The organism is Rhizobium sp. 22-785-1 (assembly GCF_053521965.1).
Genome location: NZ_JBNWDI010000002.1, coordinates 390406 through 417037 on the forward strand (window position 1 = coordinate 390406; position 26632 = coordinate 417037).

At 58.0% G+C, this 26632-nt stretch carries 26 protein-coding genes; 5 read left to right on the top strand and 21 right to left on the bottom strand.

Translation table 11 applies throughout. The annotated features are described in order from the left end of the window. Position 1: 1 nt before the first annotated feature. The 21 genes from ybeY to sppA all read right to left on the bottom strand — a co-directional run bounded on the left by ybeY (position 2) and on the right by sppA (position 21607). Positions 2 to 508, bottom strand: coding sequence for an rRNA maturation RNase YbeY (gene ybeY, locus ACQZ5M_RS06605; RefSeq protein WP_449079366.1), 507 nt, complete (start codon positions 506 to 508; stop codon positions 2 to 4). A 10-nt stretch (positions 509 to 518) separates the two neighbouring features. Continuing rightward, entirely contained in the window at positions 519 to 1577 is a 1059-nt protein-coding gene (locus tag ACQZ5M_RS06610) for a PhoH family protein (RefSeq protein WP_296021378.1), read from the bottom strand. Between the two features lie 47 nt (positions 1578 to 1624). Further along, positions 1625 to 3022 (bottom strand): tRNA (N6-isopentenyl adenosine(37)-C2)-methylthiotransferase MiaB, encoded by a 1398-nt coding sequence (gene miaB, locus ACQZ5M_RS06615; protein ID WP_449079291.1) that lies wholly within the window; start codon positions 3020 to 3022, stop codon positions 1625 to 1627. An 89-nt stretch (positions 3023 to 3111) separates the two neighbouring features. Further along, a complete protein-coding gene (gene olsA, locus ACQZ5M_RS06620; RefSeq protein WP_296040768.1) occupies positions 3112 to 3912 on the bottom strand; it encodes a lyso-ornithine lipid O-acyltransferase in 801 nt (266 codons plus the stop codon). Positions 3913 to 3946: 34 nt separating this feature from the next. After that, positions 3947 to 4375, bottom strand: coding sequence for a Fur family transcriptional regulator (locus ACQZ5M_RS06625; protein ID WP_296017649.1), 429 nt, complete (start codon positions 4373 to 4375; stop codon positions 3947 to 3949). A gap of 69 nt (positions 4376 to 4444) precedes the next feature. Beyond that, on the bottom strand, positions 4445 to 4939 hold the full coding sequence (locus ACQZ5M_RS06630; protein ID WP_449079292.1) for a GNAT family N-acetyltransferase: 495 nt from the start codon (positions 4937 to 4939) through the stop codon (positions 4445 to 4447). A gap of 90 nt (positions 4940 to 5029) precedes the next feature. Beyond that, positions 5030 to 5698 carry a tRNA (adenosine(37)-N6)-threonylcarbamoyltransferase complex dimerization subunit type 1 TsaB gene (gene tsaB / locus ACQZ5M_RS06635; RefSeq protein WP_296075363.1) on the bottom strand — a complete coding sequence of 223 codons (669 nt, stop codon included), beginning with the start codon at positions 5696 to 5698 and terminating at the stop codon, positions 5030 to 5032. 136 nt (positions 5699 to 5834) lie between these two features. Continuing rightward, complete coding sequence (locus ACQZ5M_RS06640) at positions 5835 to 6398, bottom strand: NifU family protein (protein ID WP_296017654.1); 564 nt, start codon at positions 6396 to 6398, stop codon at positions 5835 to 5837. A gap of 200 nt (positions 6399 to 6598) precedes the next feature. Next, positions 6599 to 7090 (bottom strand): universal stress protein, encoded by a 492-nt coding sequence (locus tag ACQZ5M_RS06645; protein ID WP_062427110.1) that lies wholly within the window; start codon positions 7088 to 7090, stop codon positions 6599 to 6601. 170 nt (positions 7091 to 7260) lie between these two features. Continuing rightward, a complete protein-coding gene (gene trpS, locus ACQZ5M_RS06650) occupies positions 7261 to 8325 on the bottom strand; it encodes a tryptophan--tRNA ligase (protein WP_296017659.1) in 1065 nt (354 codons plus the stop codon). An 82-nt stretch (positions 8326 to 8407) separates the two neighbouring features. Continuing rightward, positions 8408 to 8827: a VOC family protein gene (locus tag ACQZ5M_RS06655; RefSeq protein ID WP_449079293.1), complete on the bottom strand. Its 420-nt coding sequence runs from the start codon at positions 8825 to 8827 to the stop codon at positions 8408 to 8410. After that, a complete protein-coding gene (gene murJ, locus ACQZ5M_RS06660; RefSeq protein WP_296077727.1) occupies positions 8824 to 10422 on the bottom strand; it encodes a murein biosynthesis integral membrane protein MurJ in 1599 nt (532 codons plus the stop codon). The genes ACQZ5M_RS06655 and murJ overlap by 4 nt, the downstream gene beginning before the upstream one ends. 7 nt (positions 10423 to 10429) lie before the next feature. Beyond that, the gene (locus ACQZ5M_RS06665; RefSeq protein ID WP_449079294.1) at positions 10430 to 13258 is read right to left on the bottom strand and encodes a [protein-PII] uridylyltransferase; all 2829 of its coding nucleotides are present in this window, start codon (positions 13256 to 13258) and stop codon (positions 10430 to 10432) included. Between the two features lie 85 nt (positions 13259 to 13343). Beyond that, the gene (mutS, locus tag ACQZ5M_RS06670) at positions 13344 to 15995 is read right to left on the bottom strand and encodes a DNA mismatch repair protein MutS (protein ID WP_296101664.1); all 2652 of its coding nucleotides are present in this window, start codon (positions 15993 to 15995) and stop codon (positions 13344 to 13346) included. A 215-nt stretch (positions 15996 to 16210) separates the two neighbouring features. Next, the gene (olsB, locus tag ACQZ5M_RS06675; protein ID WP_449079295.1) at positions 16211 to 17092 is read right to left on the bottom strand and encodes a l-ornithine N(alpha)-acyltransferase; all 882 of its coding nucleotides are present in this window, start codon (positions 17090 to 17092) and stop codon (positions 16211 to 16213) included. A 129-nt stretch (positions 17093 to 17221) separates the two neighbouring features. Beyond that, entirely contained in the window at positions 17222 to 17716 is a 495-nt protein-coding gene (lspA, locus tag ACQZ5M_RS06680) for a signal peptidase II (RefSeq protein ID WP_296077729.1), read from the bottom strand. Further along, on the bottom strand, positions 17716 to 18573 hold the full coding sequence (locus tag ACQZ5M_RS06685; RefSeq protein WP_296040794.1) for a TrmH family RNA methyltransferase: 858 nt from the start codon (positions 18571 to 18573) through the stop codon (positions 17716 to 17718). Before ACQZ5M_RS06685 ends, lspA begins: the two co-directional genes overlap by 1 nt. Beyond that, positions 18570 to 19703 carry a class I SAM-dependent methyltransferase gene (locus ACQZ5M_RS06690; RefSeq protein ID WP_449079296.1) on the bottom strand — a complete coding sequence of 378 codons (1134 nt, stop codon included), beginning with the start codon at positions 19701 to 19703 and terminating at the stop codon, positions 18570 to 18572. The genes ACQZ5M_RS06685 and ACQZ5M_RS06690 overlap by 4 nt, the downstream gene beginning before the upstream one ends. A 192-nt stretch (positions 19704 to 19895) precedes the next feature. Continuing rightward, on the bottom strand, positions 19896 to 20237 hold the full coding sequence (locus ACQZ5M_RS06695; RefSeq protein WP_062443025.1) for a LapA family protein: 342 nt from the start codon (positions 20235 to 20237) through the stop codon (positions 19896 to 19898). A gap of 84 nt (positions 20238 to 20321) precedes the next feature. Then, positions 20322 to 20627, bottom strand: coding sequence for an integration host factor subunit beta (locus ACQZ5M_RS06700; protein ID WP_062427118.1), 306 nt, complete (start codon positions 20625 to 20627; stop codon positions 20322 to 20324). 26 nt (positions 20628 to 20653) lie between these two features. Further along, positions 20654 to 21607, bottom strand: coding sequence for a signal peptide peptidase SppA (gene sppA / locus ACQZ5M_RS06705; RefSeq protein ID WP_296040804.1), 954 nt, complete (start codon positions 21605 to 21607; stop codon positions 20654 to 20656). Positions 21608 to 21954: 347 nt separating this feature from the next. Here sppA and lptC point away from each other — a divergent pair, with 347 nt between their 5' ends. The 5 genes from lptC to hpf all read left to right on the top strand — a co-directional run bounded on the left by lptC (position 21955) and on the right by hpf (position 26580). Beyond that, a complete protein-coding gene (gene lptC, locus ACQZ5M_RS06710; protein ID WP_296016010.1) occupies positions 21955 to 22620 on the top strand; it encodes an LPS export ABC transporter periplasmic protein LptC in 666 nt (221 codons plus the stop codon). A 12-nt stretch (positions 22621 to 22632) separates the two neighbouring features. Then, positions 22633 to 23205: an LptA/OstA family protein gene (locus ACQZ5M_RS06715; protein ID WP_296016008.1), complete on the top strand. Its 573-nt coding sequence runs from the start codon at positions 22633 to 22635 to the stop codon at positions 23203 to 23205. A gap of 17 nt (positions 23206 to 23222) precedes the next feature. Continuing rightward, entirely contained in the window at positions 23223 to 24029 is an 807-nt protein-coding gene (lptB, locus tag ACQZ5M_RS06720) for an LPS export ABC transporter ATP-binding protein (protein ID WP_296016007.1), read from the top strand. Between the two features lie 208 nt (positions 24030 to 24237). After that, on the top strand, positions 24238 to 25779 hold the full coding sequence (gene rpoN, locus ACQZ5M_RS06725; RefSeq protein ID WP_296083918.1) for an RNA polymerase factor sigma-54: 1542 nt from the start codon (positions 24238 to 24240) through the stop codon (positions 25777 to 25779). Between the two features lie 225 nt (positions 25780 to 26004). Next, a complete protein-coding gene (hpf, locus tag ACQZ5M_RS06730) occupies positions 26005 to 26580 on the top strand; it encodes a ribosome hibernation-promoting factor, HPF/YfiA family (protein WP_296016004.1) in 576 nt (191 codons plus the stop codon). Positions 26581 to 26632: the final 52 nt, after the last annotated feature.

Genomic DNA, 26632 nt, shown 5'->3' on the forward strand with positions numbered 1-26632 from the left:
ATCAAAGCGGTTCCTGGCCCGCGTAAGGGTCAGATAGGCCAAGAGACGCCAGAATGCGAGTCTCAAGACCTTCCATTTCTTCCGCCTCTTCGGTTTCCATATGGTCATAACCAAAGAGATGCAGACATCCATGCACCAGCAGATGGGTCAAATGATCCTCGAAACTCTTCTCAAGATCAAGGGCTTCGCGCATGACAGTTTCATGTGCAATAACGATGTCGCCAAGCATCGGCCCCGGCATCCCGCCCGGCTCCAGGGGAAAGGCAGGAAAAGACAGGACGTTCGTCGCCTTATCCTTGCTGCGCCACTGCGCATTTATGTCCTTGATCGCAGCGTCATCGGTGAAAACCAGCGACACCTCTACCGGGATGCCGGGGAACGGCTGCTGCTCTTCTTTTCTCAGATAGGAGACGGTGGCCTCCAGCACTTTGGTGCTGAAGGCAAAAAGCTCTTCCTCCGAGGACCAGTCATCCGCCTCGACAGAGATTTGAATATCCAGAACCGTCATCGTCTCGGCTTCAGTAACCCTGTCTCGGAAGGCTCTCATCCGGCACAGCCGTGTGCGATTCATAGGCCTTGACGATACGCGCCACCATCGGGTGACGCACGACATCGACGTCCTTGAAGCGAACGACGGAGACGCCTTCAACATCACCGAGGATTTGCAGGGCCTCTACCAGACCGGATTTTACGCCACGCGGAAGATCCACTTGGCTCGGATCACCGGTCACGATCATGCGACCGTTTTCACCAAGACGCGTCAGGAACATCTTCATCTGCATGGTCGTGGTGTTCTGCGCCTCATCGAGGATAACGGCAGCATTGGCGAGCGTGCGGCCACGCATGAAGGCGAGCGGCGCGATTTCGATGACGCCTGCCTGGATGGCACGCTCCACCTTATCGCCTGGCATCATGTCGTAAAGCGCGTCATAGAGCGGACGAAGATAGGGATCGACCTTTTCCTTCATGTCGCCCGGCAGGAAGCCCAGACGCTCGCCCGCTTCGACGGCTGGTCGAGACAGAACGATACGATCCACCGCGCCGCGCTCCAGAAGCTGTGCGGCATGGGCGACGGCCAGATAGGTCTTGCCGGTACCGGCTGGGCCGACACCGAAGACGAGTTCAGACTGTTCCAGCGCCCGCATATAGACATCCTGTGTCGGCGTGCGGGCAGCGATTGTCTTCTTGCGGGTGGAAATCTGGGCCATCGACACTTTAGCTTTGCGCTCCATCGTTGGCAGGGTCAACTGGTCGTCTGCTGCGACCGCCATGCGGATTGCACCTTCGACATCGGAAAGTTCGGCTGTGCCACCCTTCAACAGGCGCTGATAGAGAAAATCCAGCGCGCGCCGGGCCTGGTTGGTCGCAACCATGTCGCCCGTAATCGCGACTGAATTGCCGCGTGGGCGGGCATCGATGTTGAGCCGCTGCTCCAGCAATTTCAGGTTTTGATCGAACTGACCGAATAGCTCTCCTGCTATTCTGTTATTCTCGAACGTGAGGACGAAGTGATTGGCGTCGGTCGCGGGTGAGCGTGGCTGGCGCGATGAAGGTGAGACCAATTCGTGTGCGTTCAAGCGGTCAGGCTCCTGTCCGAGGTCAGTTCCGGTTCCCAACTCTAACTCTATGCCACCTCGGCAAACAAGCTGTTTGGACCGGTCGCAGTGATTCGTACATGAATAATGTCACCGATTTTCATGTCGTTTGCATCAAGATTTACAGACTGAAGCCACGGAGACCGGCCGATCAGCTGTCCGGGCATACGACCGGGCTTTTCCAGCAAGACGTCCATGGTCTTTCCAACGAGCGACTGGGCAAAGTCGTTCTGCTGTTTCAACAGCAGCGCCTGTAGTCTTTCAAGCCGCTCGGCCTTCACATCTTCCGGCACCTGATCGGTCAGATCGGCGCCCGGCGTCCCTGGGCGCGTCGAATATTTGAACGAGAAGGCCTGCGCGTATTTCACCGCTCCCACCATGGCGAGCGTGTCTTCGAAGTCCTGATCCGACTCGCCGGGGAAGCCGACAATAAAATCGCCGGACATGGCGATATCAGGGCGGGCGCCACGAATTCTTTCGATCAGCCTCAAATATTCATCGCCGGTATGGCGGCGGTTCATGGCTTTCAAAATGCGATCGGACCCTGCCTGTACGGGCAGATGTAGATAGGGCATCAGGGCACGTAGATCGCGATGCGCCTCGATCAGACGGTCATCCATGTCGCGTGGGTGGCTCGTCGTGTAGCGCAGGCGTGCAAGACCGGGAATTTCGGCCAGGCGATAGAGAAGCTCTGCCAGCCCCCATTGCTCGCCTTTCGGACCCGTCGAGCGCCATGCGTTGACGTTCTGCCCAAGAAGCGTGATTTCACGCACTCCGGCATCCACGAGCTTCATCGCCTCGTCGAGGATCTGGCTGACAGGCCGGGAGACCTCGGAGCCTCGGGTGTAAGGGACTACGCAGAAGGTGCAGAACTTGTCACAGCCTTCCTGAACGGTGAGAAACGCCGTCACACCGCGCGAGCGAAGCTTTGCCTTCTCGGCCACCGGCAGATGCTCAAACTTGTCTTCGACCGCATAATCGGTCTCGATCACCCGCTCGCCATCGCGAACGCGGGCAAGCGCCTGCGGCAGGCGATGATAGGTCTGCGGGCCGATGACGACATCGACGGCGGGCGCACGGCGCAGTATCTCTTCGCCTTCGGCCTGGGCCACACAACCGGCGACGCCGATGACGAATTCGCGGCCCTCTTCCTCGCGCAACTTTTTCATGTCGCGCAGACGCCCAAGCGCGGAATAGACCTTCTCCGCCGCCTTTTCCCGGATGTGACAGGTATTGAGCAGAACGAGATCCGCCTCGCCCATATCCTCTGTCTGAACGTAGCCATCCTTTGCCAGAGCATCGCTCATGCGGACGGAATCGTAGACGTTCATCTGACAGCCATAGGTCTTGATAAAGACCTTGCGGCTGTTGGCTGCTTGAGCCAAAGCGGTCGTGGTGGCGTCGAGGCCGAGCGTGTCCTGGGTCATGGCGCGTATCTAATGATTTTCGCGCACCAATTAAATAGAAAAATGCGAGAAACCGGCGCGCGCAGGTCCTCAATGCGGACATTCAAGCCCTATCGCGGCTTTCGCCAACCGCCGCGCAGGCTGAAATTTAGCATGTTGCGAAGTGCCTTGGTGGCTTCGAGGCTGAGCGCCTTGCGATTGTCGCCCTTGGCAAAGGGGATCGCCTCCCCGAAGGTGACGTCAACCTCGATCGCCCCGGCCTTTACGAGACCCGCCAGTGACGGCAGCAAGCCAATACTGCCCGGCCAGGCGGCAACCGGTCTGTGGTAACGTCCCATCGCCATGCCCTGGATACCGGTATAGGCAATAGCCACCGGCTGCACATGAACGAGGTTGCTCGGCACCTGGTCGGCGGCACTGGATGCTGCGCCGAACAACGAGGACTTGATTGGTAAAAGCCGATTACCATCCGATGTCGTGCCTTCGGGAAAGAGCACGATGATCTCACCGCCCGCAAGCCTTTCGGCGATCTCGTTCACCTGCACGCCTGCGCTGCGTTTCTGTTCGCGAGTGACGAAGACGGTTTTCTGCAGGCGCGCCAGCTTGCCAAAAATCGGCCAGTCGCGCACTTCGGTCTTGGCGATGAAGGCGACATCCGCAACGCTGCCCAGCACCAGGATGTCCTTCCAGGACACGTGATTGGCGATCAGGAGCAAAGGTCTTTCGGTCTCGAGGGCGCCGTGGACATGGACCTTGATGCCAATCGATCGACAGGCGAACCGATGCCATATGCGCGGTATCCGGCGGCGGATCGGTAAGTCTAGCCAGAGCCCGAGCAATTGCAGGGGCAACAGCGCCACGGTGACAATGGAAAGAACGAAAACCGCATAGGCAATCCGAAGCCACGTCATCGCCGCCTCCGCTTCGTGGCCATGGATCGTCGCCTCAACGCTCTTCCGGTTTCAGCGGAACGCCGTAGAGTTCGAGACGGTGATCGACGAGCTTGAACCCATGCTCGCGGGCGATCTTTTCCTGCAAGGCTTCGATTTCGGCAGAACGGAACTCGATCACCACGCCGTTCTTCAGGTCGATCAGATGATCGTGATGCTCTTCAGGCACGGTCTCGTAGCGCGAACGGCCATCGCGGAAATCGTGGCGCTCGATAATGCCTGCGTCTTCAAACAGCTTGACGGTGCGATAGACGGTAGAGATCGAAATCTTCGGATCGACCGCGGATGAGCGGCGATAAAGCTCCTCCACATCCGGATGGTCTTCCGACTCCTGAAGAACGCGAGCAATGACCCGCCGCTGGTCGGTCATGCGCATGCCGCGCTCCGCACAGATGTCTTCAAGTGTTTTCGAAAGGTCTACCACGATAATCAGGCCTTTGGATGCGTCGTTGGTCCGCCATACTGGCGGCAGAGAGTTTCAATGTCACCGGAACTATCGAAGATCGCGCCGCATGACAAGCGCTGTGGATTTCGTCCCATCCTTGGCCGTGTAATAGGCTTTGCGTTCCGCGACCGTCGTGAAGCCAAGCTTGCGGTAAAGATGCACGCCAGGCCCGTTGGCGCCATCCACCTCAAGAAACATGGTTTCGGCACCGCGCATCAGCGCTTCGCGCATGGCAGCCTGCATCAAGCGCCATCCAAGCCCGGCACCGGCAAATTTGTCGCTGACGGCAACGGTCAGAATTTCAGCTTCTCCGCCCGCTTCGCGCGACAACACGAAGCCGCCAAGCGGCTGGCTGAAAAACGCGTTGGTCTGGCGCGCGACCGCGCCGAAGACGCTGTTCTGCGATAGGAGACTGGAAAACTCGCCCTCGCTCCATGCCTGAGGAAAACGGGACGTGTGAAGCTCGGCAACGTCAGCGCAATCGTTATGCGCCATCGGCACGATCTCAAAAAAGGGTTTCCAGCTCAGATAGTCGTCGAACATTGCAGGGAATCATCCGCCTTGAATGCAAGATGGCTACAGCATCAGCCAGCAAATCGAAATCGATTTTCGACGGGGAATAATGGCAGTCTGTCAGGCTGGTGAGAGCCGCTCCAGCGCAAATCCCGATTGCGGTCGGGCGTCGGGACCACGTAGGTAGAGCGGTGCGGGCTTCGGCTGATGGGCGGGCTTCGTCGCAGCGACACGCGCCACGATGGCGATCGGAAAGTGGTCTGGACCCGATCCGGTTTCCTCTCCGGCAAAGAGGGGTGCTGCGGAGCCCACGATCGCACCGTCAAAACCGGCAAGCGTTTCCCTTGCATCGTCGAGAGACATCAGTGCGGCCTCCGTCAGAGGCGCGCCATCGGCTGCGAAGATCTGGAGATAGCATTCACCACGCTTGGCATCGAGACCGACCGCGACAGGCCACCCTGGATGCTGCTGCAGTTGATAGGCAGCAAGCGTCTCAAGCGTCGTGATGCCAACCGCCTCGACACCAAGCGAGAGTGCAAAGCCGCGTGCGGCCGCGACACCCACTCGAATGCCGGTGAAAGAACCGGGGCCGATGGTGACGGCGAGACGCTCCACAGCGTTGAGCGCCAGACCAGCTTTGGAAAGCGCACCATCGATAATGCCCATAAGCAATTCGGCATGGCCCTTGCCGATGTTGTCCGTTACTTCGCCCAGGACAACATCGTTTTCGCTATCGTAAACACAGGCCGAGCAATCCACTCCGGATGTATCGATGGACAAAATGATCATCTGAAAAGCAGGACCTTATGCATGTACTCAGAGCGAACGATCAGCGAGACCAACGACGCTTGTCGAGATGCCGCATATGAATTGAGGCGCGGTCACGCGCCTCGTCTAACCATCGATCTATGGGTTCAGCCGTCTATCAGACAGCCTCAACCTCTTGAACTTCCGGCACAAAATGGCGGAGCAGATTCTGCACGCCGTGCTTCAGCGTCGCCGTGGAGGACGGGCAGCCGGAGCATGCACCCTTCATGTTGAGGAACACGGTGCCATCACGAAAACCACGGAAGGTAATATCTCCACCATCCTGCGCCACGGCTGGACGGACGCGGGTTTCGAGAAGTTCCTTGATGGTGGCCACGATGGTTTCATCGCCTTCCTCGAAGAACTCTTCTTCCTCGTCGGAAATCTCGGCATGGATAGCCGTGCCCATCAGCGGGCGACCAGACATAAAGTGTTCCATGATCGAGCCAAGGATTGCGGGCTTCAGGTGCTGCCATTCGGCACCATCCTTCGTCACGGTGATGAAATCGAAGCCGTAATAGACGCCGGTCACGCCGGGGATTTCAAACAGCGTTGCCGCAAGCGGAGAGGATTGCGCCTGTTCGGCGCTCAGGAACTCCGCAGTGCCGCTTTCCAGAACCACCTTGCCGGGTAAGAACTTCAGCGTCGACGGGTTTGGCGTGGATTCCGTTTGAATGAACATTTCGATCTCCTTCGAGGCAACGCCTCGGGCCAGGGCGCTTAAACCCCGCAATTTAGAATGCTTCCAAAATATGCCGGACGAAGAGCGACTTCAAGCCCTGACATGACAATCCCGTTCAAGAAATCTTCACCCCTCTTCTACACCCGTTTTCGTCAAAGCCGAACAGGTTTCTTCCTTGACGAAGGGCTTGCGGATCGCGGTCAGCAGAGAGCGTCGATTTCCTCATCGGTCAGCGTATCCGGAAGGACCGTGACGGGAATGGGAAAGGCTGCGCCACGCCCCGCGATTGAAGAGACGAGCGGGCCTGGGCCATCCTTGGTGGAGCCGGCAGCCAGAACCAGAATGGCGATATCGCGGTCTTCTTCGATCAGTCCGTGGATCTGCTCGGCTGCATTGCCTTCGCGGATTACCGCCTCAGGCTCTATGCCGACCGTCTCGCGCACACGTTGCGCCACCTTTGCCAGAGACGCTTCGGCTTCTTCACGGGCTTCGGCGCGCATGATCTGCTCGACGCCGAGCCATTGCTGGAAATCCCCCTCCGGGATGACGAAGAGCAACACTAGAGCACCATTGGAGTTCTTGGCGCGACGACCGGCATAATGCACCGCTCTTTCGCATTCCGGTGTGCCGTCGATGACCACCAGGAATTTTCGCCGGTGCCCCTCCAGGCGCGACAGCCGTTTTGAAACCATTCAGCACTCCCTATTTCCGCCGTGGCATGATGCTTCACCCGCCGGTTCGGGCGGAGCTTATCGCATCAAGACGCAAAGCGGAATCGATTTTCCAAGAGGGTCGATGCAGGGAGGCGAAACCTCAGCATCAAGAGAAAGCTTCTCGCCGCGTGACGAGAAGCATCCAAAGATCAGCGCAGGAAGCCAATGATGTCGCGGACTTCGTCCATCGTTTTCTGAGCGATGGCGCCAGCGCGCTCGCCGCCATCTTTCAGGATCGCGTCGATATGGCTGACATCGTCGAGAAGGCGGCGCATCTCGCTGTTGATCGGCGCAAGCACGTTGACCGCGAGATCAACGAGGGCCGGCTTGAAAGCCGAGAACTGCTGGCCGCCGAAGTCGGCAAGCACGTCCGCCTTGGTCTTGTCGGAGAGCGCTGCGTAAATTCCGACGAGGTTCTCTGCCTCGGCGCGGCCCTTCAGGCCTTCGACTTCGCTTGGCAGCGCGTCGGGATCGGTCTTTGCCTTTTTGATCTTCTTGGAGATCGCATCGACATCGTCCATCAGGTTGATGCGCGACAGGTCGGACGGATCGGACTTCGACATCTTCTTTGTGCCGTCCTTCAGGGACATGACGCGGGGTGCCGGACCACCGATCAGTGGCTCCACCATCGGAAAATAGGCATGGACAGGTTCGTCGCCGACGGTGGTGTCGAGGCCGAGACCTGCCTTGCGGATATGATCACCGAAATCGATGTTGAATTTCTGGGCGATGTCGCGGGCAAGTTCCAGATGCTGCTTCTGGTCGTCGCCGACCGGTACGTGGGTGGCGCGGTAGACAAGAATATCCGCCGCCATCAGGCTTGGATAGGCCAGCAGTCCCAGCGAGACCTGCTCGGCATTCTTGCCGGACTTGTCCTTGAACTGGGTCATGCGCTCCATCCAGCCGATGCGCGCCACGCAGTTGAATACCCAGGCAAGCTCGGCGTGCTGCGGTACAGCCGACTGGTTGAAGACGATGTGCTTGACCGGATCAATGCCTGCCGCGATGAAGGCGGCAGCAATCGAGCGTGTCTGCGCCTTCAGGTCGGAATGGACGAGCTGCGCTGTAATCGCATGCATATCGACGACGCAGTAGATGCAGTCATTGTCTTCCTGCAGGGCGACGAATTTGCGGATAGCACCGAGATAATTGCCGAGGTGGAGATTACCGGTCGGCTGGACCCCGGAGAAAACCAGCGGCTTGAATGCGTTCATGATCGTCCTCGAAAAGGCTTGTGGAGGGCCTTGCCCCGCGCTGTTATGTGGCCCGCGCTTATGCACCCGGAACCCGTTGCAATCAAGCGGTTTCAGCGGCTGGCTGCAGCAGATCCCATTTGTTGCCGTAGAGGTCTTCGAAAACGGCAACCGTGCCGTAAATCTCGTGGCGGGGCTGTTCCAGAAAGCAAATACCGCTGTCTTTCATCCGGCGAAAATCGGCGTTGAAATCATCCGTATAAAGGAAGAAGCCAACGCGCCCGCCCGTTTGATTACCAATAGTGACGGTCTGCTCTTTGCCATCGGCCTGGGCCAGCAGCAGACCGGTGGCAGCTTGGCCTTTAGGTCTGACGACAAGCCAGCGTTTGCCGTCCGGCAGCGACTGATCGGACAGACACTCGAAACCGAGGCTGCCGCAATAAAACGCCTTTGCGCGATCGTAATCGTCAACAACAAGCGAGACGAGCGCAATGTGTCGTAAGGACGTAAAGCCGGACGTCATGGATCTGCCTCGGCCTTTACATCCGACTTGACCTTGCCCTTGCGCTTCAGACCGCGTTTCACCATGCCGAGATTTGCACCGCCGGAGGCAAAGGCCACACCGAAATAGATGATCATGGCACCGAAGACGAGCGCGAGCAGCGTCCCTGCCCTAACCGCAAGATTGGAAGCGGACGACAGCTCATAGGAGAAGTAAGATAGCGCATAGTGAATAGCGAGCGCCATGAGCCCTGCCGCCAGAATGAGCCGGGGAATGCGCAGAAGAAGCGGCATGTCGAGCGTCCAGTGGCCGCGCCACATCAGCATGCCGAAGAGCAGTGCGGCATTGACCCAGCCGGCAGTAATTTCCGCCGTAGCAATTCCCGGACCGCCGTAGATGGGGAAGAGCGTCAAGGCCAGCGAGACATTCACCACTACGGAAATGGCAGCGAAAATCATAGGAGTTCGCGTATCTTCGCGGGCGAAGAAGCCGGGAATGAAGGCCTTGATCAGCACGAAGGCCGGCAGACCAAGTCCATAGATGCCAAGGATTTGCGAAACGGTGATGGTGGCCGAGGGCAGGAAGTTGCCGCGCTCATACAAAAAACGGACGATTGGCTCTGCCATCACGAGCAACGCGGCTGCCGCAGGCAGGGTCAGGAACAGAACGAATTCGACCGAGCGGTTCTGCAGGTTGGCCGCTTCCGCCGCTTGGCCGCCGCGTAGCGCGCGCGCCAATTCCGGCAACAGGACAGTTGCCACTGCAATCCCGACAACGCCGAGCGGCAACTGATAGATGCGATCGGCATAGGCAAGCGACGAGATGACGCCATTGCCGCCGGAGGCGATGTTGGTGTTGATCAGAAGATTGATCTGAGTGATCCCGCCGGTGATTGCCGCAGGGAGCGCCAGAATCAGCAGACGCTTGACATTGCTCGTCAGTTTTGGACGGCGAAAGCCGATGCGAATTCCGGCATGACGGACAGCCACCCAGACGATGGCAAGCTGAACGAAACCTGCGGCCATCACACCCCAGGACAGTGCGTAGCCGACCTGCAACGGATCGTAATTTTTCCACCAGGCGAGCGCCAGCACCCCGATCAGGATGACGTTGAGAAAGACGGGCGCGATGGCGGCGGCGAAATAGCGATGCAGCGAATTGAGCATTCCGCCCATCATTGCCGCGAGAGACATGCAGGCGAGATAGGGGAACATGATGGTGGCGAGACGCACCGTATTCTCAAACTTCGTGGGATCTTCCACGAAGCCCGGCGCGATCACGGTGCGCACCAGAAATGGCATGGAGAGCTCCATGATGATGGTGAGCGCCATCAGAACCGTGAACAGAACCCCAAAGACCTCTTCGGAGAAACGGCGCGCTCCCTCCATGCCATGGGCTTCGATTTCCTTGGCAAAAAGCGGCACGAAGGCGGAGTTGAAGGCACCTTCGGCAAAGAGGCGACGAAATGTATTGGGAAAACGGAAGGCTGCATTGAAAGCATCCGCCACCGGTCCCGTTCCCACAGCCGCCGCCATTAGCATTTCACGGATGAAGCCGAACAGGCGGCTCCCGAGCGTCGCGCTACCGACGGTGGCGAATTTGCCGATCAGACTCATTTTATGTTCAAACCTTTGCGGTTCGGGCTGCAGGAAGTGCTGCCACATCGGGATGCGCGATGATGCCGGATGGCATGCGGTCGCGTAACTCGTCTTCCTGCTCGGCCATGACGGCTTTCAGCCGCAGCGCGATGTTGGATTGGCGGTTTTCGGTCATCACCTTCTGGCCGAAGAGATCAGTGACGTAAAAGGTATCAATGACTTTTTCGCCGAAGGTGGTAATGCGTGCCGAGGTGATGTCGAGCGACAGATCCGCCAGCACCGCCGTCATATCTGCAAGCAGGCCCGGGCGGTCAAGGCATTCCACCTCGATGACGGTGAACTTGTTGGAAAGCCCGTTGGAGATGGTGACGGATGGCGGGATGTTGAAAGTCTTGCTCTTCTTGCGGCTCTTGGTGCGCGTCGCGATGATTTCCGGAAGCCGCTTCTTGCCAGCCAGAACCTCTTCGATCAGCTTGCCGATATTATTGGCGCGGCGGGTTTCATCCTCGTCGATAGGGAACTCGCGGTTGATCAGGATGGTGTCGAGTGCGCGGCCATCCGATGTGGTGAATATCTGGGCATCGGCGATGTTGGCGCCGGCGGCCGAGCACGCACCGGTGATGATCGACAGCAGACGCGGATGGTCGGGCGCCAGAACGGTGATCTCGGTGATGGCGTGAAAGGAATGCGTGCGGGCCATCGTGGCCAACGCTTTTTCCTGCTTGTCCGCCTCGCGCAGGAAGCGGGTGTGGCGGATCTGATCTTCGAGCGCGACCGAAAGCAGATAGGCATCGTAATGCAGGTTGATGTATTTGCGTCTTGCCTTCTGACCCCAGTCGTCCAGTGCGTCATAAAGGCGCTGACGGGCGATCTTGGCGCGCTCCTTGCGTGAACTTTCGGAAAAGCCGCCGGAGAGAAGAAGCTCGGTTTCGTAGTACAGCGTACGCAGCAACTGCCCCTTCCAGCCATTCCAGACATCCGGCCCGACGGCGCGAATATCGCAAACGGTCAGAATCAAGAGCATCTTCAACCGCTCCATCGACTGCACCTTGTCGGCAAAATCGGTGATCGTCTTGCGGTCGTGCAGATCGCGGGTCTGCGCCACCATCGACATCAGGAGATGCTGCTCGATTAGCCACATGACCGTTTCGGTCTGCTTGGTGGAGAGGCGGAAGCGCTGGCAGAGCTTACGCGCAACGCGCGCGCCGGCAATCGAGTGATCCTCCTGCCTGCCTTTCGCCACGTCGTGGAGAAGGACAGCCACATAGAGAGCGTCGCGATCCTCGATGCCTGGCATCAACTGATTGACGAGCGGGTGGGTATCGATCGCCTGACCCTTCTCGATCTCGGAGAGAACGGCCACGGAGCGGATCAGATGCTCATCGACCGTATAGTGGTGATACATGTTGAACTGCATCATCGCGACGATCTTGCCAAATTCGGGAATGAACTTGCCAAGAACGCCAGCCTCGTTCATCCGCCGCAGCGTCAGCGCGGGATCGCGTTTCGAGGTGAGGATCGCAAGAAACAGCCTATTGGCTTCCTCATTCTCGCGAAGCTCGTGATTGATGAGACCGAGCGAGCGGGTGACGACACGAAGGGCATCCGGGTGTAGCTCGAGATTGTTGATATCGGCCACATGGAAGAGCCGGATCAGGCTGACCGGATCGTTGCGGAAGACATCGGCATTGGCAAGCGCAATGCGCCCGCGATCTTCGACGAACTCGGTGGAGCCAGGAATCTTGCGAAGCCGATGGGCAAAACGGCTGAGGACGCCGGAGAGGCCTGGAACGTCCTTCGCCTGACGATCCTCAAGCGCGGCGCAGAGAATGCGCGTCAGGTCGCCGACATCCTTGGCCACGAGGAAGTAATGCTTCATGAAGCGCTCGACCGCGGATAGGCCGGGTCGTGGCTGGTAGTGCAAGGCAGCTGCGATTTCGCGCTGGATATCGAAGGACAGACGCTCCTCCGCCTTGCCGGTGATGAAATGCATCTGGCAGCGCACCGCCCAGAGAAAATCATCGGCCTTTTCGAACAGCTTCAGTTCGCTTCTGGACAGAACGCCGAGCTTTACGAGTTCCGCCGTATCGCGCACATGGTAGTAATACTTGGCGATCCAGAACAGTGTGTGCAGGTCGCGAAGACCGCCTTTACCTTCCTTCACATTCGGTTCGACCAGATAGCGCGTGTCTCCTGCCTTGCGGTGGCGCTGGTCGCGCTCGGCAAGCTTGGCGGCGATGAATTCTGGGCCGCTACTGGTAACGACCTCGGTTTCGAAGCGTCGCTCCAGCTCGTCGGCGAGAGACTTCTTTCCGCAGATCGGACGCATTTCGAGAATGGCGGTACGGATCGTCATATCCGCTTTGGACAGTTTGATGCACTCGTCCACAGTACGGGTGGCGTGACCGACCTTGAACCCCACATCCCAGAGAATGTAGAGAATGAACTCGATCGCCTTGTGCATATCCGGCGTGTTCTTCAGCGGCAGCAAGAACAGGAGGTCGATGTCCGAGCCCGGCGCCAGCGTTCCGCGTCCATAACCACCGACAGCGGTAATTGCGATGTGGGGCGCATCCTTTGGATAAACATATTGGCAGGCCAGATCGTACAGCACCTCGATCAAACGATCCTGGAGCCAGGAAATGCGCCGCGCGCAGTCGATGCCGCCGCCTTCAGAATCCAACAGATCACGCGCTCTCTGCCGCCCATCATTGCTCGCCTTTTTGAAGATCGGCAGAAGATCGGAACGCACATCGGAAACGCGCTTTCCGTCGCCTTGAAAGACGAGATCGCATTCGTGCTTGAGTGCTGCGACATCCAGTATCGCGGAGAAGTCCAAATCCTTAGAGGCCATTGAGCCGGTATCCATTCCATGCGTCTTGCGCTGCTGGCGCAGCGCTATAGCGATTTTTAGGCCGAATGGACAGGCACTCTACGCGTCAAGCATTGCCAAGTTGTTTCTTGAGCGCATAGAGCGCGTCCAGTGCCTCGCGTGGTGTCATCTCATCGGGGTTGAGCGCTTTCAACGCCTCATCCACCTGGGAGTTGCCACCTGCCCGCGCCGCTTCGCGCCTGACCGCCACCTGAAAAAGTGGCAGATCGTCGATCAACTGGCTTGCCGGGTTCTTGCGATCGGCATCTTCAAGCTGATTTAGAACTTCTCGCGCGCGCTCCACCACAGCGGAAGGGAGACCTGCAAGCTTCGCTACCTGAATGCCATAGGAGCGATCTGCGGCCCCTGGTCCGACCTCATGCAGAAAGATAACATCGCTTTCCCATTCGCGCACTTTCATCGTGACGTTGGAAAGACGTCCGAGCTTTTCGGAGAGTACCGTCAACTCATGGAAGTGGGTGGCGAAAAGACCGCGGCAGCGGTTGACCTCATGCAGATGCTCAACCGTTGCCCAAGCAATCGAGAGACCATCGAAGGTCGCGGTGCCGCGTCCGATCTCATCGAGAATGACAAGCGAACGTTCGGTTGCCTGATTGAGTATCGCCGCCGTCTCGACCATTTCCACCATGAAGGTGGAGCGGCCACGGGCAAGATCGTCGGAAGCGCCGACGCGCGAGAACAGGCGGTCGACGATGCCGATATGGGCGGCTTCCGCCGGCACGAATGATCCGATTTGGGCGAGGATAGCGATCAGCGCATTCTGGCGCAGGAAGGTGGACTTACCCCCCATGTTCGGGCCGGTCAGCATCCAGATCGCGCCATTGCGATTGCCGTCGGTGGCAGAGAGATCGCAGTTGTTCGCGATGAAAGGACCGCTCGACTGTCGGCGCAGCGCCTGCTCCACAACCGGATGACGCCCACCGCGGATCGCAAACGTCATGGAGCTATCGACCACCGGGCGGCAATAGGCCTGCTCGGAGGCTAGATGCGCGAGGCTTGTCGCGACATCGATGGCCGCAAGCGCCAGTGCGCCCGCCTTGATGACTTCGGCCTCAGCCACGACCGCCTGCACCATCCGATCGAAAGCCTGCAATTCCATGGTCAGTGCCTGGGCGGCGGCATTGGCGATACGGCTTTCCAGATCGGCAAGCTCAGTCGTCGTGAAGCGCATGGCGCCCGCCATTGTCTGGCGATGAATGAAGCGGGCCTTGGCCTCGTCGCTGCCCATCATCACGTCCGCATTGCCAGCCGTGACCTCTATGAAGTAGCCGAGCACATTATTATGCTTGATCTTCAGCGACTTGATGCCGGTCTCTTCTGCATATTGCAGTTGCAGCCCGGCAATCACCCGGCGCGACTGGTCGCGCAATGCACGCACCTCGTCAAGCTCGGCATTCGACCCTTCACGGACGAAGCCACCATCGCGCTTCAGAAGTGGCAGATCGTCTGCCAACATCTCCGACAGCATGGCTTCGAGCGCAGAAGGCAATGCTTTCAGATCGGCGAGCGCCTCGGCCAACTCATTCGGCAACAGCCCCTGGTCGAGCAATTGCCCGACGATGGCCGCAGCGGCCAGTCCTTGGCGGATGGCGCCAAGATCACGCGGTCCACCTCGCTCGAGCGCCAGGCGTGACAGCGCACGCGGCATGTCCGCCACCTGTTTCAGCGCGTCGCGCAAGCCATCGCTCAAGGACACGTCGTCGATCAGATACGCGACCGCATCGAGACGAGCGTTGATCCTGTCGGGATCGGTCAGCGGCGACATCAACCTTTCGGCCAGTAACCGCGCTCCGCCGCCGGTGACCGTGCGGTTGATGGCCTGAAGCAGCGATCCGTCCCTCTCTCCGGCAAGCGTCCTGGTCAGCTCCAGGTTTGCGCGGGTGGCAGGATCTATAAACAGCGTCGAGGCAGAGCTTTCCCGTTCCGGCGCACCGAGCGGCGGTCGTTCGGCAATCTGGGTCTTTTCCACATAGGCCACGGCAGCGGCGGCGGCGGCCAGTTCGACGCGAGAGAACGCGCCGAAGCCATCCAGCGTCGAAACGTTGAAGTAGCGGGCGATGCGCCCCTCTGCAGTCGCGCTATCGAAGAGGACGGCAGGCTGCGGGACGGCCACGCGACCCAGCATGTCGAAGGTCGGGCGCAGTTCCTCATCGTGAAACAGGCTGTCGGCCACGATCAGCTCACGCGGATCGATGCGCCATATATCGGCAAGCAGACGTGTCAGCGTGGTTTCCGCCAGCCGGAAAACGCCGGTGGAAATATCAATCCAGGCAAGCGCGAATTGCGCTTCCGAACTGCCGCGGATGCGGGCAAGCGCCATAAGATAGTTGGATTCAGTCGGCGAGAGCAGCTTTTCCTCGGTCAGGGTACCGGGGGTCACGAGTCGCACGACATCGCGTTTGACGACGGATTTCGACCCGCGCTTCTTGGCTTCTGCAGGATCTTCCACCTGCTCGCAGACGGCAACGCGATAACCGCGCATGATGAGCTTTTGAAGATAGTCGTCCGCCGCATGAACCGGCACGCCGCACATGGCGATATCCTGGCCCATATGCTGGCCACGCTTGGTCAGCGTGATCCCGAGCGCCCTCGACGCTTCCACCGCATCTTCGAAGAACAGTTCGTAGAAATCGCCCATGCGATAGAAAAGCAGCGAACCGGGGTTATTCGCCTTGATCTCGATATACTGCTCCATCATCGGCGTTGCCGATGCGCGGCTTTCTTCGGAAATGAGCGAGGCGGTGGAATGGACGTCCGTCAATGGCTTGATCGTATCTGCTTGAGGCTCAAGAAAACAAAGCCGGAGACTACCGGTGCGATCCCTCAAGGACAACACGCACAACGACGAACCCACAGGAAGCTTGACAGTCTGCGCAAGAACCACCGTCAATCGACGGCAAGGTTCGGACGGCATCAGCCGTTAAAGCGCTCGGCATCCCCGCCATAGTAGGTGATGTAGCGACCGGCTATCGACGACACCGGCAGAATGACCAGGACGTCGGTGGTATTGAAAGCCTGATCGACCACGGCTCCCGCGCCGAACATGGCGCCAAGGCGCATGTAGCCCTTGATCAGCGGCGGCATGGCATTCAGCGCCCGGCGCGGATTGATGGCTTCGAGCGGCATCATGTCCATCTCACAATAGAGTTCCGGCAACGCTTCAGCGCGCCAGTCGTCCTTGGCGCCGCAGGTGTGATGCAGGAAGGAGAGCGCCAGCGCATGGGCTTCCGGCTGGATGCCGGGGAAGGATGCACAGCCAATCATCGCATCCATGCGATGACGAACTGCATAGGCCCAGTTGCCCTGCCACAGAAGCTCGACAGTTCTCTTCGTGCGGTATTCCGGCAGGACGCAGGAGCGGCCGAGCTCCATAAAGCGCTTGCCCGGATGGCGCGCAATCAGGCCTTCGATATTGAACTCGCTCGCCGAATAAAAACCCTTGTTTGCCTGCGCCGTCTCTTGCCTCAGCAGGCGATATGTCCCGACAATCTGATCTTCGGGATCCCCTTCGATAGCGTTGTCGAGAACAAGGAGATGGTCGCAAACGGCATCGAAAGCATCGATATCGCGTCTCCGGCGCATCGCGTCTGCGGGAAGCCTCGCACCCATTTCATCGACGAAGACGCGGAAGCGCACCTGCTGGGCCGCGTCAATCTCGCGCTCGTTTCTGGCAAGGCGCGTTTCGAGGGAGCCGATACGGCCAAAAACATCGGCCTCTCGCTTTTCGGCAGCCGGCAAAACAGCGCCGCCCAAGCTCTTGCCAATGATGCTGCGTTCCAGAACTTCCGAGACCATGGAGAATCGCCCCGCCACCGTTTGATCTTGGCGTCATAAATCACTTCTTGACGACAAAACAGTGACAGTTAGCCGCGTAAGTGACGTAGCGTAAGTTAAATTTTGCCGCGCACTGTCTCAGGGGGTTCGTCAAGTCTTCTTTCTTGCCGACTTTGCATGGAGCAACTCGTCGAGAATGACGCAGCCCGCACCGATGGTGATGAAGGAATCGGCCAGGTTGAACACGGCAAACGACCATGTCTCCGTGTGGAAGAGAATGTAGTCCACCACATGCCCGTAGAGAAAACGGTCGAAGATGTTTCCAGCAGCACCCGCGATGATCAGCGCAAAGCCGAGATGGGCGAAGGTGCGCTCACCATCGGTCTTGCGCCAGAGCCAAATGACGAAGGCGACGATCAGGAGCCGCATGGTGACGATGGCCCAGCCCTCCATGCCAGACAACATGGAAAAGGCCACGCCGAGATTATAGGTGCGGTAAAGCGCCAGAAACGGAATGACCGGCACCATCTCCTGCAAAGGGAGATATTTTTCCACCAGAAGCTTGATCACCTGATCAGCAATCACCGCCAGAAGAATAAAAGCGATGGCGGGAGCGGGTTTGGAGAAGAGAGCGGGCTTAGCCATTACTTTACCGTCGCAAGTTCGAGAAGATGACGGCGCGCTTCAAACAGCATGACTGCGCTTGCGATCGCCAGATTGAGAGAGTCGGCGCGGCCCTGTTGCGGGATGCGGGCAAGCTGGTCGGCCTGAGAGGAAAGCTCCGGCGGAAGGCCCGACTGCTCGTTGCCCATGAGGAGCACGACCGGCTTCCGCTTGTAATCGATCGTGCGGTAGTCCACCGAGCCGGCAAGATGGGTTGCGACGACACTGACACCAGCACCCTTTCGCCAGCTCAGGAACTCGTCGACCGAAGCGCGCGCCACTGGCATGGCGAAGACTGAACCCATGGTGGCACGCACGGTTTCGAGGGAGAAGGGATCGGTACACTCGCCGACAAGGATCACGCCCGAGGCACCGGCTGCATCCGCCGTGCGGATGATCGTGCCGAGATTGCCGGGGTCGCGCACCCGGTCGAGCGCGACATAAGTTTCGCCCGCAGCCGGTCTGATGTCTCGAAGAGGCTTCCATTTCTGGTCGAAGATGCCGACGACCATCTGCGGATTATCGCGACGGGTGATGGACGAGATGACTTTCTCGCTGACTTCAAGCACGAGACCACCCGACGCCACCGTCTTGACCGCGGCCTGCTCGACCAGCGGCTTGCCCTTGGCGGCCTTGGCATAGACCAGCGTGCGGATCGTCCAGCCAAGCTCCAGCGCATCGATGACGAGCTTCAGCCCTTCCGCCATGAAGGTACCGCTTTCTTCGCGGCCTTTTTTCTGGGTAAGGTTCTTGATGTCCTTGATGATCGGGTTGGCAAGGCTGGTGACTTCCTTGACCTGCCCCACCCTGCGTGGGCCGTTTTCATGGCGGTCGTTCATTTCGGCACCCAACGGCTGAAGAGAGAGGTTGAAAGCACGCGGCCCGGCGTCTTCCCATCGAGACCCGCTTCGCGGATCACCAGTTCGCCTGAGGCCACTTCGCCGCCTGCACCGCGCATGGTTTCGCGCATCAACTCATGCATGGAATAGAAGCTGGCGCGAATGGAATAGGCGGTCAGCACGAAGCCGAGCGCCTTGGGCGACAGGATCTCGCGGCAGACATCCAGCATTAGCGGCAGGTGATCGTAGAGATCCCAGATCTCGCCATGGGTTCCGCGGCCAAACTTCGGTGGATCGGTAAGGACGATGTCGTAGCTGTTGCCACGACGCTCCTCGCGCAGGACAAATTTCATGGCGTCTTCGCAGATCCAGCGGATCGGCGCGTTTTCAAGCCCCGCAAGCCTCTGGTTTTCGCGCGCCCAGCCAATCGCCTTCTTCGACGCGTCCACATGGGTGACTTCCGCTCCCGCGGAAGCCGCGACAAGCGAGGCGACACCGGTGTAACCGAACAGGTTCAGAACCTTGAGCGGGCGGTCGGCCTTCTCGATGGTCTGCTTCAGCCATTCCCAATGAACGATCTGTTCCGGGAAAACACCAACATGGCGAAACGCGGTGAAGCGGCCGAGAAAATCAACGCCGAGCAGAGAGAGCGGCCATGTCTCGCCAAGCGCCTGTTTGGGAAAACGCCAACGGCCACTGCCTTCTTCATCCGTATCGCCGGTAAAGATCGCATCGGCATTGTCCCACACGCGCTCCGCCAAGCTTGGGCGCCAGAGCGCCTGCGCTTCGGGGCGAACGATGCGGTACTCGCCATATTGTTCGAGCTTCAGGCCGTTGCCGCTGTCGATCAGGTGAAAGTCACCGGCGCCGAGCGATTCGAGGATGACCGGCACCTGTTCTGTCGGAAGTGTCCCGGAACGCTCCTTCAACGGGCGTGGAGGGGTTGCTTCGACGGCTGGAGCGGAGGCTTGCACCTTTTCCTTTTGGGCGGTGGCAGCGGGGCGAACGTAATCTGGAGCGCGTGCGCGCGCAGCGTCCTTCTGGCGAGGCGGCTTGCTGCCGGGCTTGCCTGAGCGATTGTCCTGTCCGGCGCGCGGTTTTGCGCCCTGGCGGTTGTCTTTCTTCTTCAACGACGGTCTTTCCACGTCTCGACGCGAGAGGTACGGAGAATGGCCATACCACTCGCGCTTTCCTGTCTGCATCCCGGGCCAACGGCGGCCCGGATGCGGTTGCAAAGCGCATATCACTAGAATGGGGGATTATCAAAGGGCGTGGCAAAATGATGCGCCTTGGCGACGGATCAAAGAACCAAGAGCCGCCGCCTATTTTGCGGCAAGCTGTCTCGACACGGGTGATGCCGTTTGCGTGTTAGCCGCTGCCTTGGTGGCCTCATCGTGCCAGCGAATGGCTTCTCGCGCCTCGAGACGAGCGCGCTTGCGGTGCTTGCCCTGCGAAATCCAGGTCGCTGCAGAGCCGAGCAGAATGCCGAACAAAACCGACAGAAAAATGAAAACGAAGAAGGGTGCGGTAAACGAGAGAACGCTGTCACTGGGTTGGAACGGATTGAGCGCCAGTGTCACACTCTCGCGGTTTGCCACGCACAGGATGATCAGAATGATGGCCAGTGGCAAAAGGATCAACAGGTTGACGATCTTCTTCGACATTCAAGGTACTCCGTCTTTGGGGGCCTTCATGCAATCTGGACGAACGTCACGCCGGACTTAAGGATTGTCGAGCGTCGATTACGCTCAATCCTCGTCTTCGACGTCGCCCATGCCCGGGTTGAGCCTTTCGCGAAGCTCTTTGCCGGTCTTGAAGAAGGGAACCCATTTTTCCTCGACAAAAACGGACTCACCCGTGCGCGGGTTCCGTCCAGAACGAGAGGGCCGGTTCTTGACGGAGAAAGCGCCAAATCCGCGGAGTTCGACCCGGTTACCGGCTGCGAGCGCATCGGTGATTTCATCGAGAACCGCGTTGACGATATTTTCGACATCGCGGTGATACAGGTGCGGGTTACGCGCAGCAACAATCTGCACCAGTTCAGACTTAATCACGATTGCCCCCTGAAAGGATTGGTCTTTTAACGGCCATCAACCTGCCAAACCGAAACAAGACCGTCAAGAAACAACTTGTCGGTGCTGAGTTGGCTCGGCGCTGCAATCGGCAAAAACGCGTCGAGGCCCAGCATTTTTGCAAGGCCTGCGATGCTGAAGATGGAAAAGGGCGAGCGCTTCGAGGGAGCAGTCCATTCAACGATCGGCAGATCCTTGGGCAGGCCGCGGCTTTCGAAATAGGATTTGATCTCCTTTTCGCCGCCCAGCGTATCGATAAGCTTGACCGCGATAGCCTGACGGCCGGTGAAAATCGATCCGTCAGCAAGCTTCAACACCTCTTCGCGAGGAAGCTTTCTGCGATCGGCCACCAGATCCACAAACCAGTTGTAGCTGTCCATGATCATATTGCGGATCATGACTTTCGATTCTTCAGGCGGTTCGTGGAAAGGAGACGGCTCCGCCTTCATAGGGGAGGATTTGATTTCCTGTAGCGATACGCCAAGCTTATCGAGCAGCGGCCCTACTTGCGGGTATTGGAAGATGACGCCGATGGAACCGGTGATGGATGTGTCGCCCGCAATGATGGTATCTCCAGCGGTGGCGATCATATATCCGGCAGACGCCGCAAGCGTGCGGACATCGGATACGACAGGCTTTTTCTCAGACACCGCGCGGATCGCCTTGAAAATGCGCTCGCCGCCATAAGTCGTGCCCCCGGGCGAAGAAATGGAGACGATCAGGCCTTGAGCGCTGGTGCTGTCGGCGATTTTCTGAAGCCGCTCCAAGAGCTCGGTGTCGTCCTGGATCAAGCCACTGATCTCGATCTTGGCGATGTGGGGCCGAGCACTCGATTCAGGCGCTGCGAGTGTGAATCGGTAAAGGGCAAAGAGAGCCGCAACAGCCAACAGAACAGCAGCCACCCGCCAGAATGTGAGCTTGCGGCGCAGTTGCCTGCGGTCTGCGATTGCCATCTGGTCCATCAAATCACCTTCGCTTCAGGGCAACAACAGCATCAGCACGAAAATCGGAACGGTTTTCGCAAAGCACGATGCGTAAATTAAAAAAGACAGAGCGGCCTTTTTGCGTCCATGGACGCCAGGCGCTCCAAGCTCCAATCTCGCCTCCGGCATATGAACCTTGTAACGGCCTCTTGCAAGCGCGAGACCTTAACGAAGGTTGAAATTTATAAAAAACACCCGGCTCTTGCGCTCTTTCTGAGAAAAACCATATTGGCAGAGCAAGGCCATCGTGCCAAACACATTAGATAAACATGTAGAGGGCCAGCATACCACCTTGGAGTGTATGGTGAGGTCCCCGGATTTGACGAATGCTCGAAAGACTTAACCAGGCGGCACCCGGCATGGCGGCGGCTGACAAGATGTCAGACGCGTATGCTATGGCTAAGCGGCACTCTGCGCGCGTGAGACGGCTGAAGGTCGCGCTTCCGATTGCGGCAACCGCTATTTCGCTTGCCTTTATTGGAGTATCGCTCGCCCGCACATGGATTCCGGATGAGGTTTCGCTACAGAGCGCCTCGATCGAGGACGGCAAGATCGTGATGGAGAAACCGGCTCTCGCGGGGCGAAACAACAAGGGTTTCGATTATTCGATGAATGCCGATCGGGCCTTGCAGGATATTTCCAGTCCCAACCTCATGACGCTGGAGAAAGTGTTGGCAGCCGTACCTATGAACGATATCGTGGCGCAGGTGGTGGCGCAGGAAGGCATCCTGGACAGGACGACAAATCGGTTGAAAATGACCGCGCCCTTTGACATCAATCTGAGCAATGGCCTAAAAGCCAGATTTCAGTCTGCAAACGTCGACCTTAAAGCGGGAACGATGGAGAGCGACCAGCGGGTCGACATCACCACGAAGGAAGGCTCGATTGTTGCGGAAAGCCTACGCATAGCCGATAATGGCAAAACGATTGTATTTTCGGGGCAGGTACGAGCTCGTATTGCTGCATCCACCATTCAGAACGCAGGCAAGTGAGAGCCCGACCAGATGATGCAGATTTCCCGCAAGTCCCACTTCAAGACGACCGCCGGCATCCCGGCACTCTTTCTCCTGTCGTGCCTGGCTGCCCCAGCATTGGCGCAGAACACGACCAGCAAGATGGACGGCATGAAGCTTTCCAGCGACCAGCCGATTGCGATTGAAAGCGATCAGCTCGAGGTTCGCGACCAGGAGCACAAGGCCTACTTCACGGGCAACGTGAAAGTGGTTCAGGGAACCACGACGCTGCAGGCCGGCAAGATGACGGTTCTCTACAAGAACAAGGGTGACGGGCAGACGACATCGGTCACCGGCGGCAACGCTGATATCGACAAAATTTTTGTCGACAACTCAGTTTACCTCACATCCGGTACGCAAAAGGCGACCGCCGATCATGGCGAATTCGACATGGCGTCGCAGACCTTCACTCTTTCCGGCAAACAAGTCGTCCTGTCACAGGACACCAACGTGTTTACCGGCTGCAAGCTGACCGTGCTGATGAATACTGGCGAAGCGAAGCTTGAAAGCTGTGGCGGCCCGGTCCGCATCATGCTCGATCCCAAGTCGCAGAAAAAGCAGTAAGTCTGATCATCGTGAAAATGCCTTCGATTTCAAAGCTGCTTGGCAGAGATTCCGCACGTCCGTCCGCAGATGCGGCGAGCGCAGCCGAGAAGGCTCGCTATGAAGGCACGCTGATCGCGCATGGCCTGACAAAGACGTATAATACGCGCCGTGTCGTCAATGGCGTGTCGCTCGTCGTGCGCCGCGGGGAAGCTGTCGGGCTCCTCGGGCCGAACGGTGCCGGCAAGACAACCTGTTTTTACATGATCACCGGCCTCGTGCCGGTGGATGACGGCAAGATCGCGATCAACGGCAACGATGTGACCGGTATGCCGATGTATCGCCGTGCGCGTCTTGGCGTCGGCTACCTTCCACAGGAAGCATCGATCTTTCGCGGCCTGACTGTCGAGGACAATATTCTTGCCGTTCTGGAAGTCCACGAAAAGGACGCCAAGAAGAGAAACCGCAAGCTCGATGAGCTGCTTGAAGAGTTCCATATTTCGCAGCTGCGTAAATCCCCAGCGGTTGCACTTTCGGGCGGCGAACGTCGTCGCCTTGAAATCGCGCGCGCTCTGGCAACCGATCCCACCTTCATGCTGCTGGACGAACCCTTTGCGGGCGTCGATCCGATTTCCGTCAGCGATATCCAGAATCTGGTGCGCCACTTGACGGCGCGCGGGATCGGCGTTTTGATTACCGACCATAACGTCCGTGAAACACTCGGCCTTATCGATCGTGCCTATATCATCCATGCGGGTGAAGTGTTGACCCATGGTCGCGCCGACGAGATCGTCAATAACGCCGATGTTCGCCGCCTCTACCTCGGAAACAACTTCAGCCTCTAGCCTTGCTCAGATCCAGGCACGGCCTCGATTTCTGACGGTAAGATGATGAGTTGACGTCTTTTTGCGGCAAAGATTCTTACGACCTTCCCTAGTCTTGATCTTGACCAAACCCAAATAAAAAGCAATTTTTGGGCCAAGTTCTTTTCGTTTTACCGAAAAATCAAAAAATCTGGTAAAATGGGGTTCGTTTGGGAGTCGAGTGTCGGTCATGGCCTTGTCAGCCAGCTTGTTATTGCGTCAAAATCAGTCACTTGTGATGACTCCGCAGCTGATGCAGTCGATCCAGCTGCTTCAGATGACGCATATGGAACTGGTCAACTTCATCGCACAGGAAGTCGAAAAAAATCCTCTGCTTGAAATTGCGGCAAATGATAGTGAGTTTGGCGAAACATTCAGCAATGACAATAGGGACGGGACACCCGTTGCGGATGCGATAGAGCCGCCGCACGCGTCGGAAGCGACCGAATGGTATGCCGATGATGCGCCCATTCTCAACGAAGCGCTGGACACCAATTTTGGCAATGTCTTTCCAGACGACGAAAGCGGACGCAGAGCAGATGCGCCGGAGCTTCTTGGACAGTGGAAGTCTATGCCCGGCGCGGAGGTCGCGGACGACTACGACCTTGATGATTTTGTCGCACGTAAGCCGAGCCTGCACGACCACATTGCACAGCAGGTGCCGTTTTCGATTACCGGCACGACTGACCGCATGACGGCCGACGCCCTTCTCGATCATCTGGACGAGAGCGGTTATGTCGCGGTCGACGCCATCAGCGATATTACGGATCGCCTTGGCAGATCGGCAAAAGATGTCGAGCGGGTCCTACGCATTCTCCAGACCTTCGATCCGCCAGGCGTCTTCGCCCGCACGTTAAGCGAATGTCTGTCCATCCAGCTTCAACAGAAAGACCGTCTGGACCCTGCCATGCGTGCATTCGTCGGCAATCTGGAACTTCTGGCAAAGCGGGATTTCGTTACGCTGAAGAAGCTGTGTAACGTGGATGAGGATGATCTTCTCGACATGCTGAGCGAGATCCGCAGTCTCAATCCGCGGCCGGGCGCAGGTTTCGAAACAGGCGCGTGCGAAACCATCATTCCAGACATCATCGTTCATCCATCGAACGATGATGGCTGGCTAATCGACCTCAATCCAGAGACGCTACCGCGTGTCTTGGTCAATCACAGCTATTTCACCGAGGTTTCCAAGTTGAAGCCCCGGGCAGGAGAAGACGACGAATTTCTCTCGACGTGCATGCAGACGGCCAACTGGTTGACACGCAGTCTCGACCAGCGGGCGAGGACAATCATGAAGGTGGCTAGCGAAATTGTGCGCCAGCAGGATGCGTTTCTCCAGCATGGCGTCGATCATCTTCGTCCACTCAATCTGAAGCAGGTTGCCGACGCCATCAAAATGCATGAATCGACGGTGAGCCGCGTCACGTCGCGAAAATACATGCTGACGCCGAGAGGCGTCTTCGAGCTCAAATATTTCTTCAGCGTTTCGATCGGCTCCTCGGAAGGCGGCGACAATCATTCAGCAGAAGCGGTACGACATCGTATCCGTATGATGATTGCCCAGGAGGCCCCGGAGTCCGTTCTCTCCGATGACGATATTGTCGATCAGCTAAAGAAAAATGGCATTGATCTGGCGCGACGCACGGTCGCAAAATATCGTGAAGCGATGAACATCCCCTCCTCCGTTCAGCGACGTCGGGAGAAAAAAGCGCTTGCGCGACTGGCGTCGGCTTAACGCCTTTCTTTCATATTTTACAAACACTTAACATTGACGATTGACTTGCCATACCGACAAGGCTAGAAGCTCGCCGCAGACGAGGCTGGGGCCTCAATGCGGAATTTCGTTGAGGGGGCAGCGGCATTCGGCGGCAAAGACGCGAAAGAGATCGCGAAACGCTTGGATGAGCGCTCAGCTTGACGTAAGCTGGTACACGCAAATCACTGAAAAAGGAAAAATTCCATGAGTGTGCGTGTATCTGGTAAACATATGGATGTGGGCGAGTCTTTCCGTCAAAAGATCGAGGACAATATAAGCCAAGCCGTTACCAAATACTTCGATGGGGGGTATTCAGGCCAAGTGACGGTCGCGAAGTCGGGCCAGCTTTTTGCTTCAGACTGCAAGATCCACCTCGACACCGGGGTTGTTCTGCACGCGGCAGGACAGGCCAATGATCCGCAGGCCAGCTTCGATGCGGCGGCAGAGCGTATCGAAAAGCGCCTGCGTCGTTACAAGCGCCGGCTGAAGGATCACCATAACGGTTCATCCGCCAAAGGCATCGATGAGGAAGTCGCCTACAGGGTGATGGACGCGGTTCCGGATGAGGATGAGGAAATCGCGGAAGATTTCGCCCCGACGATCGTGGCCGAGACTTCCAAACAGATCAAAACCATGACGGTTGCGAGCGCAGTCATGGCTCTCGATATGACCGACGAGCCAGTTCTGCTGTTCCGCAGCCCGTCGAAAGAACTCAACATCGTCTACCGTCGCCACGATGGAAATATCGGCTGGATCGACGCGGCGATGATCAAGAGCTGAAGTCTAGAAGATCCGGGAGACGCTTCACGCGTCTCCCGGTTCGTCTCGATGG

What these genes read in the sequence shown, in the direction of transcription:
- mutS (WP_296101664.1), bottom strand. Translation starts at nt 15,995, where the DNA reads ATGATGGAGCAGTATATCGAGATCAAGGCGAATAACCCCGGTTCGCTG.
- olsB (WP_449079295.1), bottom strand. Translation starts at nt 17,092, where the DNA reads ATGGTCTCGGAAGTTCTGGAACGCAGCATCATTGGCAAGAGCTTGGGC.
- trpS (WP_296017659.1), bottom strand. Translation starts at nt 8,325, where the DNA reads ATGAACGCATTCAAGCCGCTGGTTTTCTCCGGGGTCCAGCCGACCGGT.
- hpf (WP_296016004.1), top strand. Translation starts at nt 26,005, where the DNA reads ATGAGTGTGCGTGTATCTGGTAAACATATGGATGTGGGCGAGTCTTTC.
- sppA (WP_296040804.1), bottom strand. Translation starts at nt 21,607, where the DNA reads ATGGACCAGATGGCAATCGCAGACCGCAGGCAACTGCGCCGCAAGCTC.
- rpoN (WP_296083918.1), top strand. Translation starts at nt 24,238, where the DNA reads ATGGCCTTGTCAGCCAGCTTGTTATTGCGTCAAAATCAGTCACTTGTG.
- olsA (WP_296040768.1), bottom strand. Translation starts at nt 3,912, where the DNA reads ATGACGTGGCTTCGGATTGCCTATGCGGTTTTCGTTCTTTCCATTGTC.
- lspA (WP_296077729.1), bottom strand. Translation starts at nt 17,716, where the DNA reads ATGGCTAAGCCCGCTCTCTTCTCCAAACCCGCTCCCGCCATCGCTTTT.
- ACQZ5M_RS06645 (WP_062427110.1), bottom strand. Translation starts at nt 7,090, where the DNA reads ATGGTTTCAAAACGGCTGTCGCGCCTGGAGGGGCACCGGCGAAAATTC.
- ACQZ5M_RS06715 (WP_296016008.1), top strand. Translation starts at nt 22,633, where the DNA reads ATGATGCAGATTTCCCGCAAGTCCCACTTCAAGACGACCGCCGGCATC.
- miaB (WP_449079291.1), bottom strand. Translation starts at nt 3,022, where the DNA reads ATGACCCAGGACACGCTCGGCCTCGACGCCACCACGACCGCTTTGGCT.
- ACQZ5M_RS06640 (WP_296017654.1), bottom strand. Translation starts at nt 6,398, where the DNA reads ATGTTCATTCAAACGGAATCCACGCCAAACCCGTCGACGCTGAAGTTC.
- ACQZ5M_RS06685 (WP_296040794.1), bottom strand. Translation starts at nt 18,573, where the DNA reads ATGAACGACCGCCATGAAAACGGCCCACGCAGGGTGGGGCAGGTCAAG.
- tsaB (WP_296075363.1), bottom strand. Translation starts at nt 5,698, where the DNA reads ATGATCATTTTGTCCATCGATACATCCGGAGTGGATTGCTCGGCCTGT.
- lptB (WP_296016007.1), top strand. Translation starts at nt 23,223, where the DNA reads ATGCCTTCGATTTCAAAGCTGCTTGGCAGAGATTCCGCACGTCCGTCC.
- ACQZ5M_RS06695 (WP_062443025.1), bottom strand. Translation starts at nt 20,237, where the DNA reads ATGTCGAAGAAGATCGTCAACCTGTTGATCCTTTTGCCACTGGCCATC.
- murJ (WP_296077727.1), bottom strand. Translation starts at nt 10,422, where the DNA reads ATGAGTCTGATCGGCAAATTCGCCACCGTCGGTAGCGCGACGCTCGGG.
- ACQZ5M_RS06665 (WP_449079294.1), bottom strand. Translation starts at nt 13,258, where the DNA reads ATGGCCTCTAAGGATTTGGACTTCTCCGCGATACTGGATGTCGCAGCA.
- ybeY (WP_449079366.1), bottom strand. Translation starts at nt 508, where the DNA reads ATGACGGTTCTGGATATTCAAATCTCTGTCGAGGCGGATGACTGGTCC.
- ACQZ5M_RS06655 (WP_449079293.1), bottom strand. Translation starts at nt 8,827, where the DNA reads ATGACGTCCGGCTTTACGTCCTTACGACACATTGCGCTCGTCTCGCTT.
- lptC (WP_296016010.1), top strand. Translation starts at nt 21,955, where the DNA reads ATGCTCGAAAGACTTAACCAGGCGGCACCCGGCATGGCGGCGGCTGAC.
- ACQZ5M_RS06630 (WP_449079292.1), bottom strand. Translation starts at nt 4,939, where the DNA reads ATGTTCGACGACTATCTGAGCTGGAAACCCTTTTTTGAGATCGTGCCG.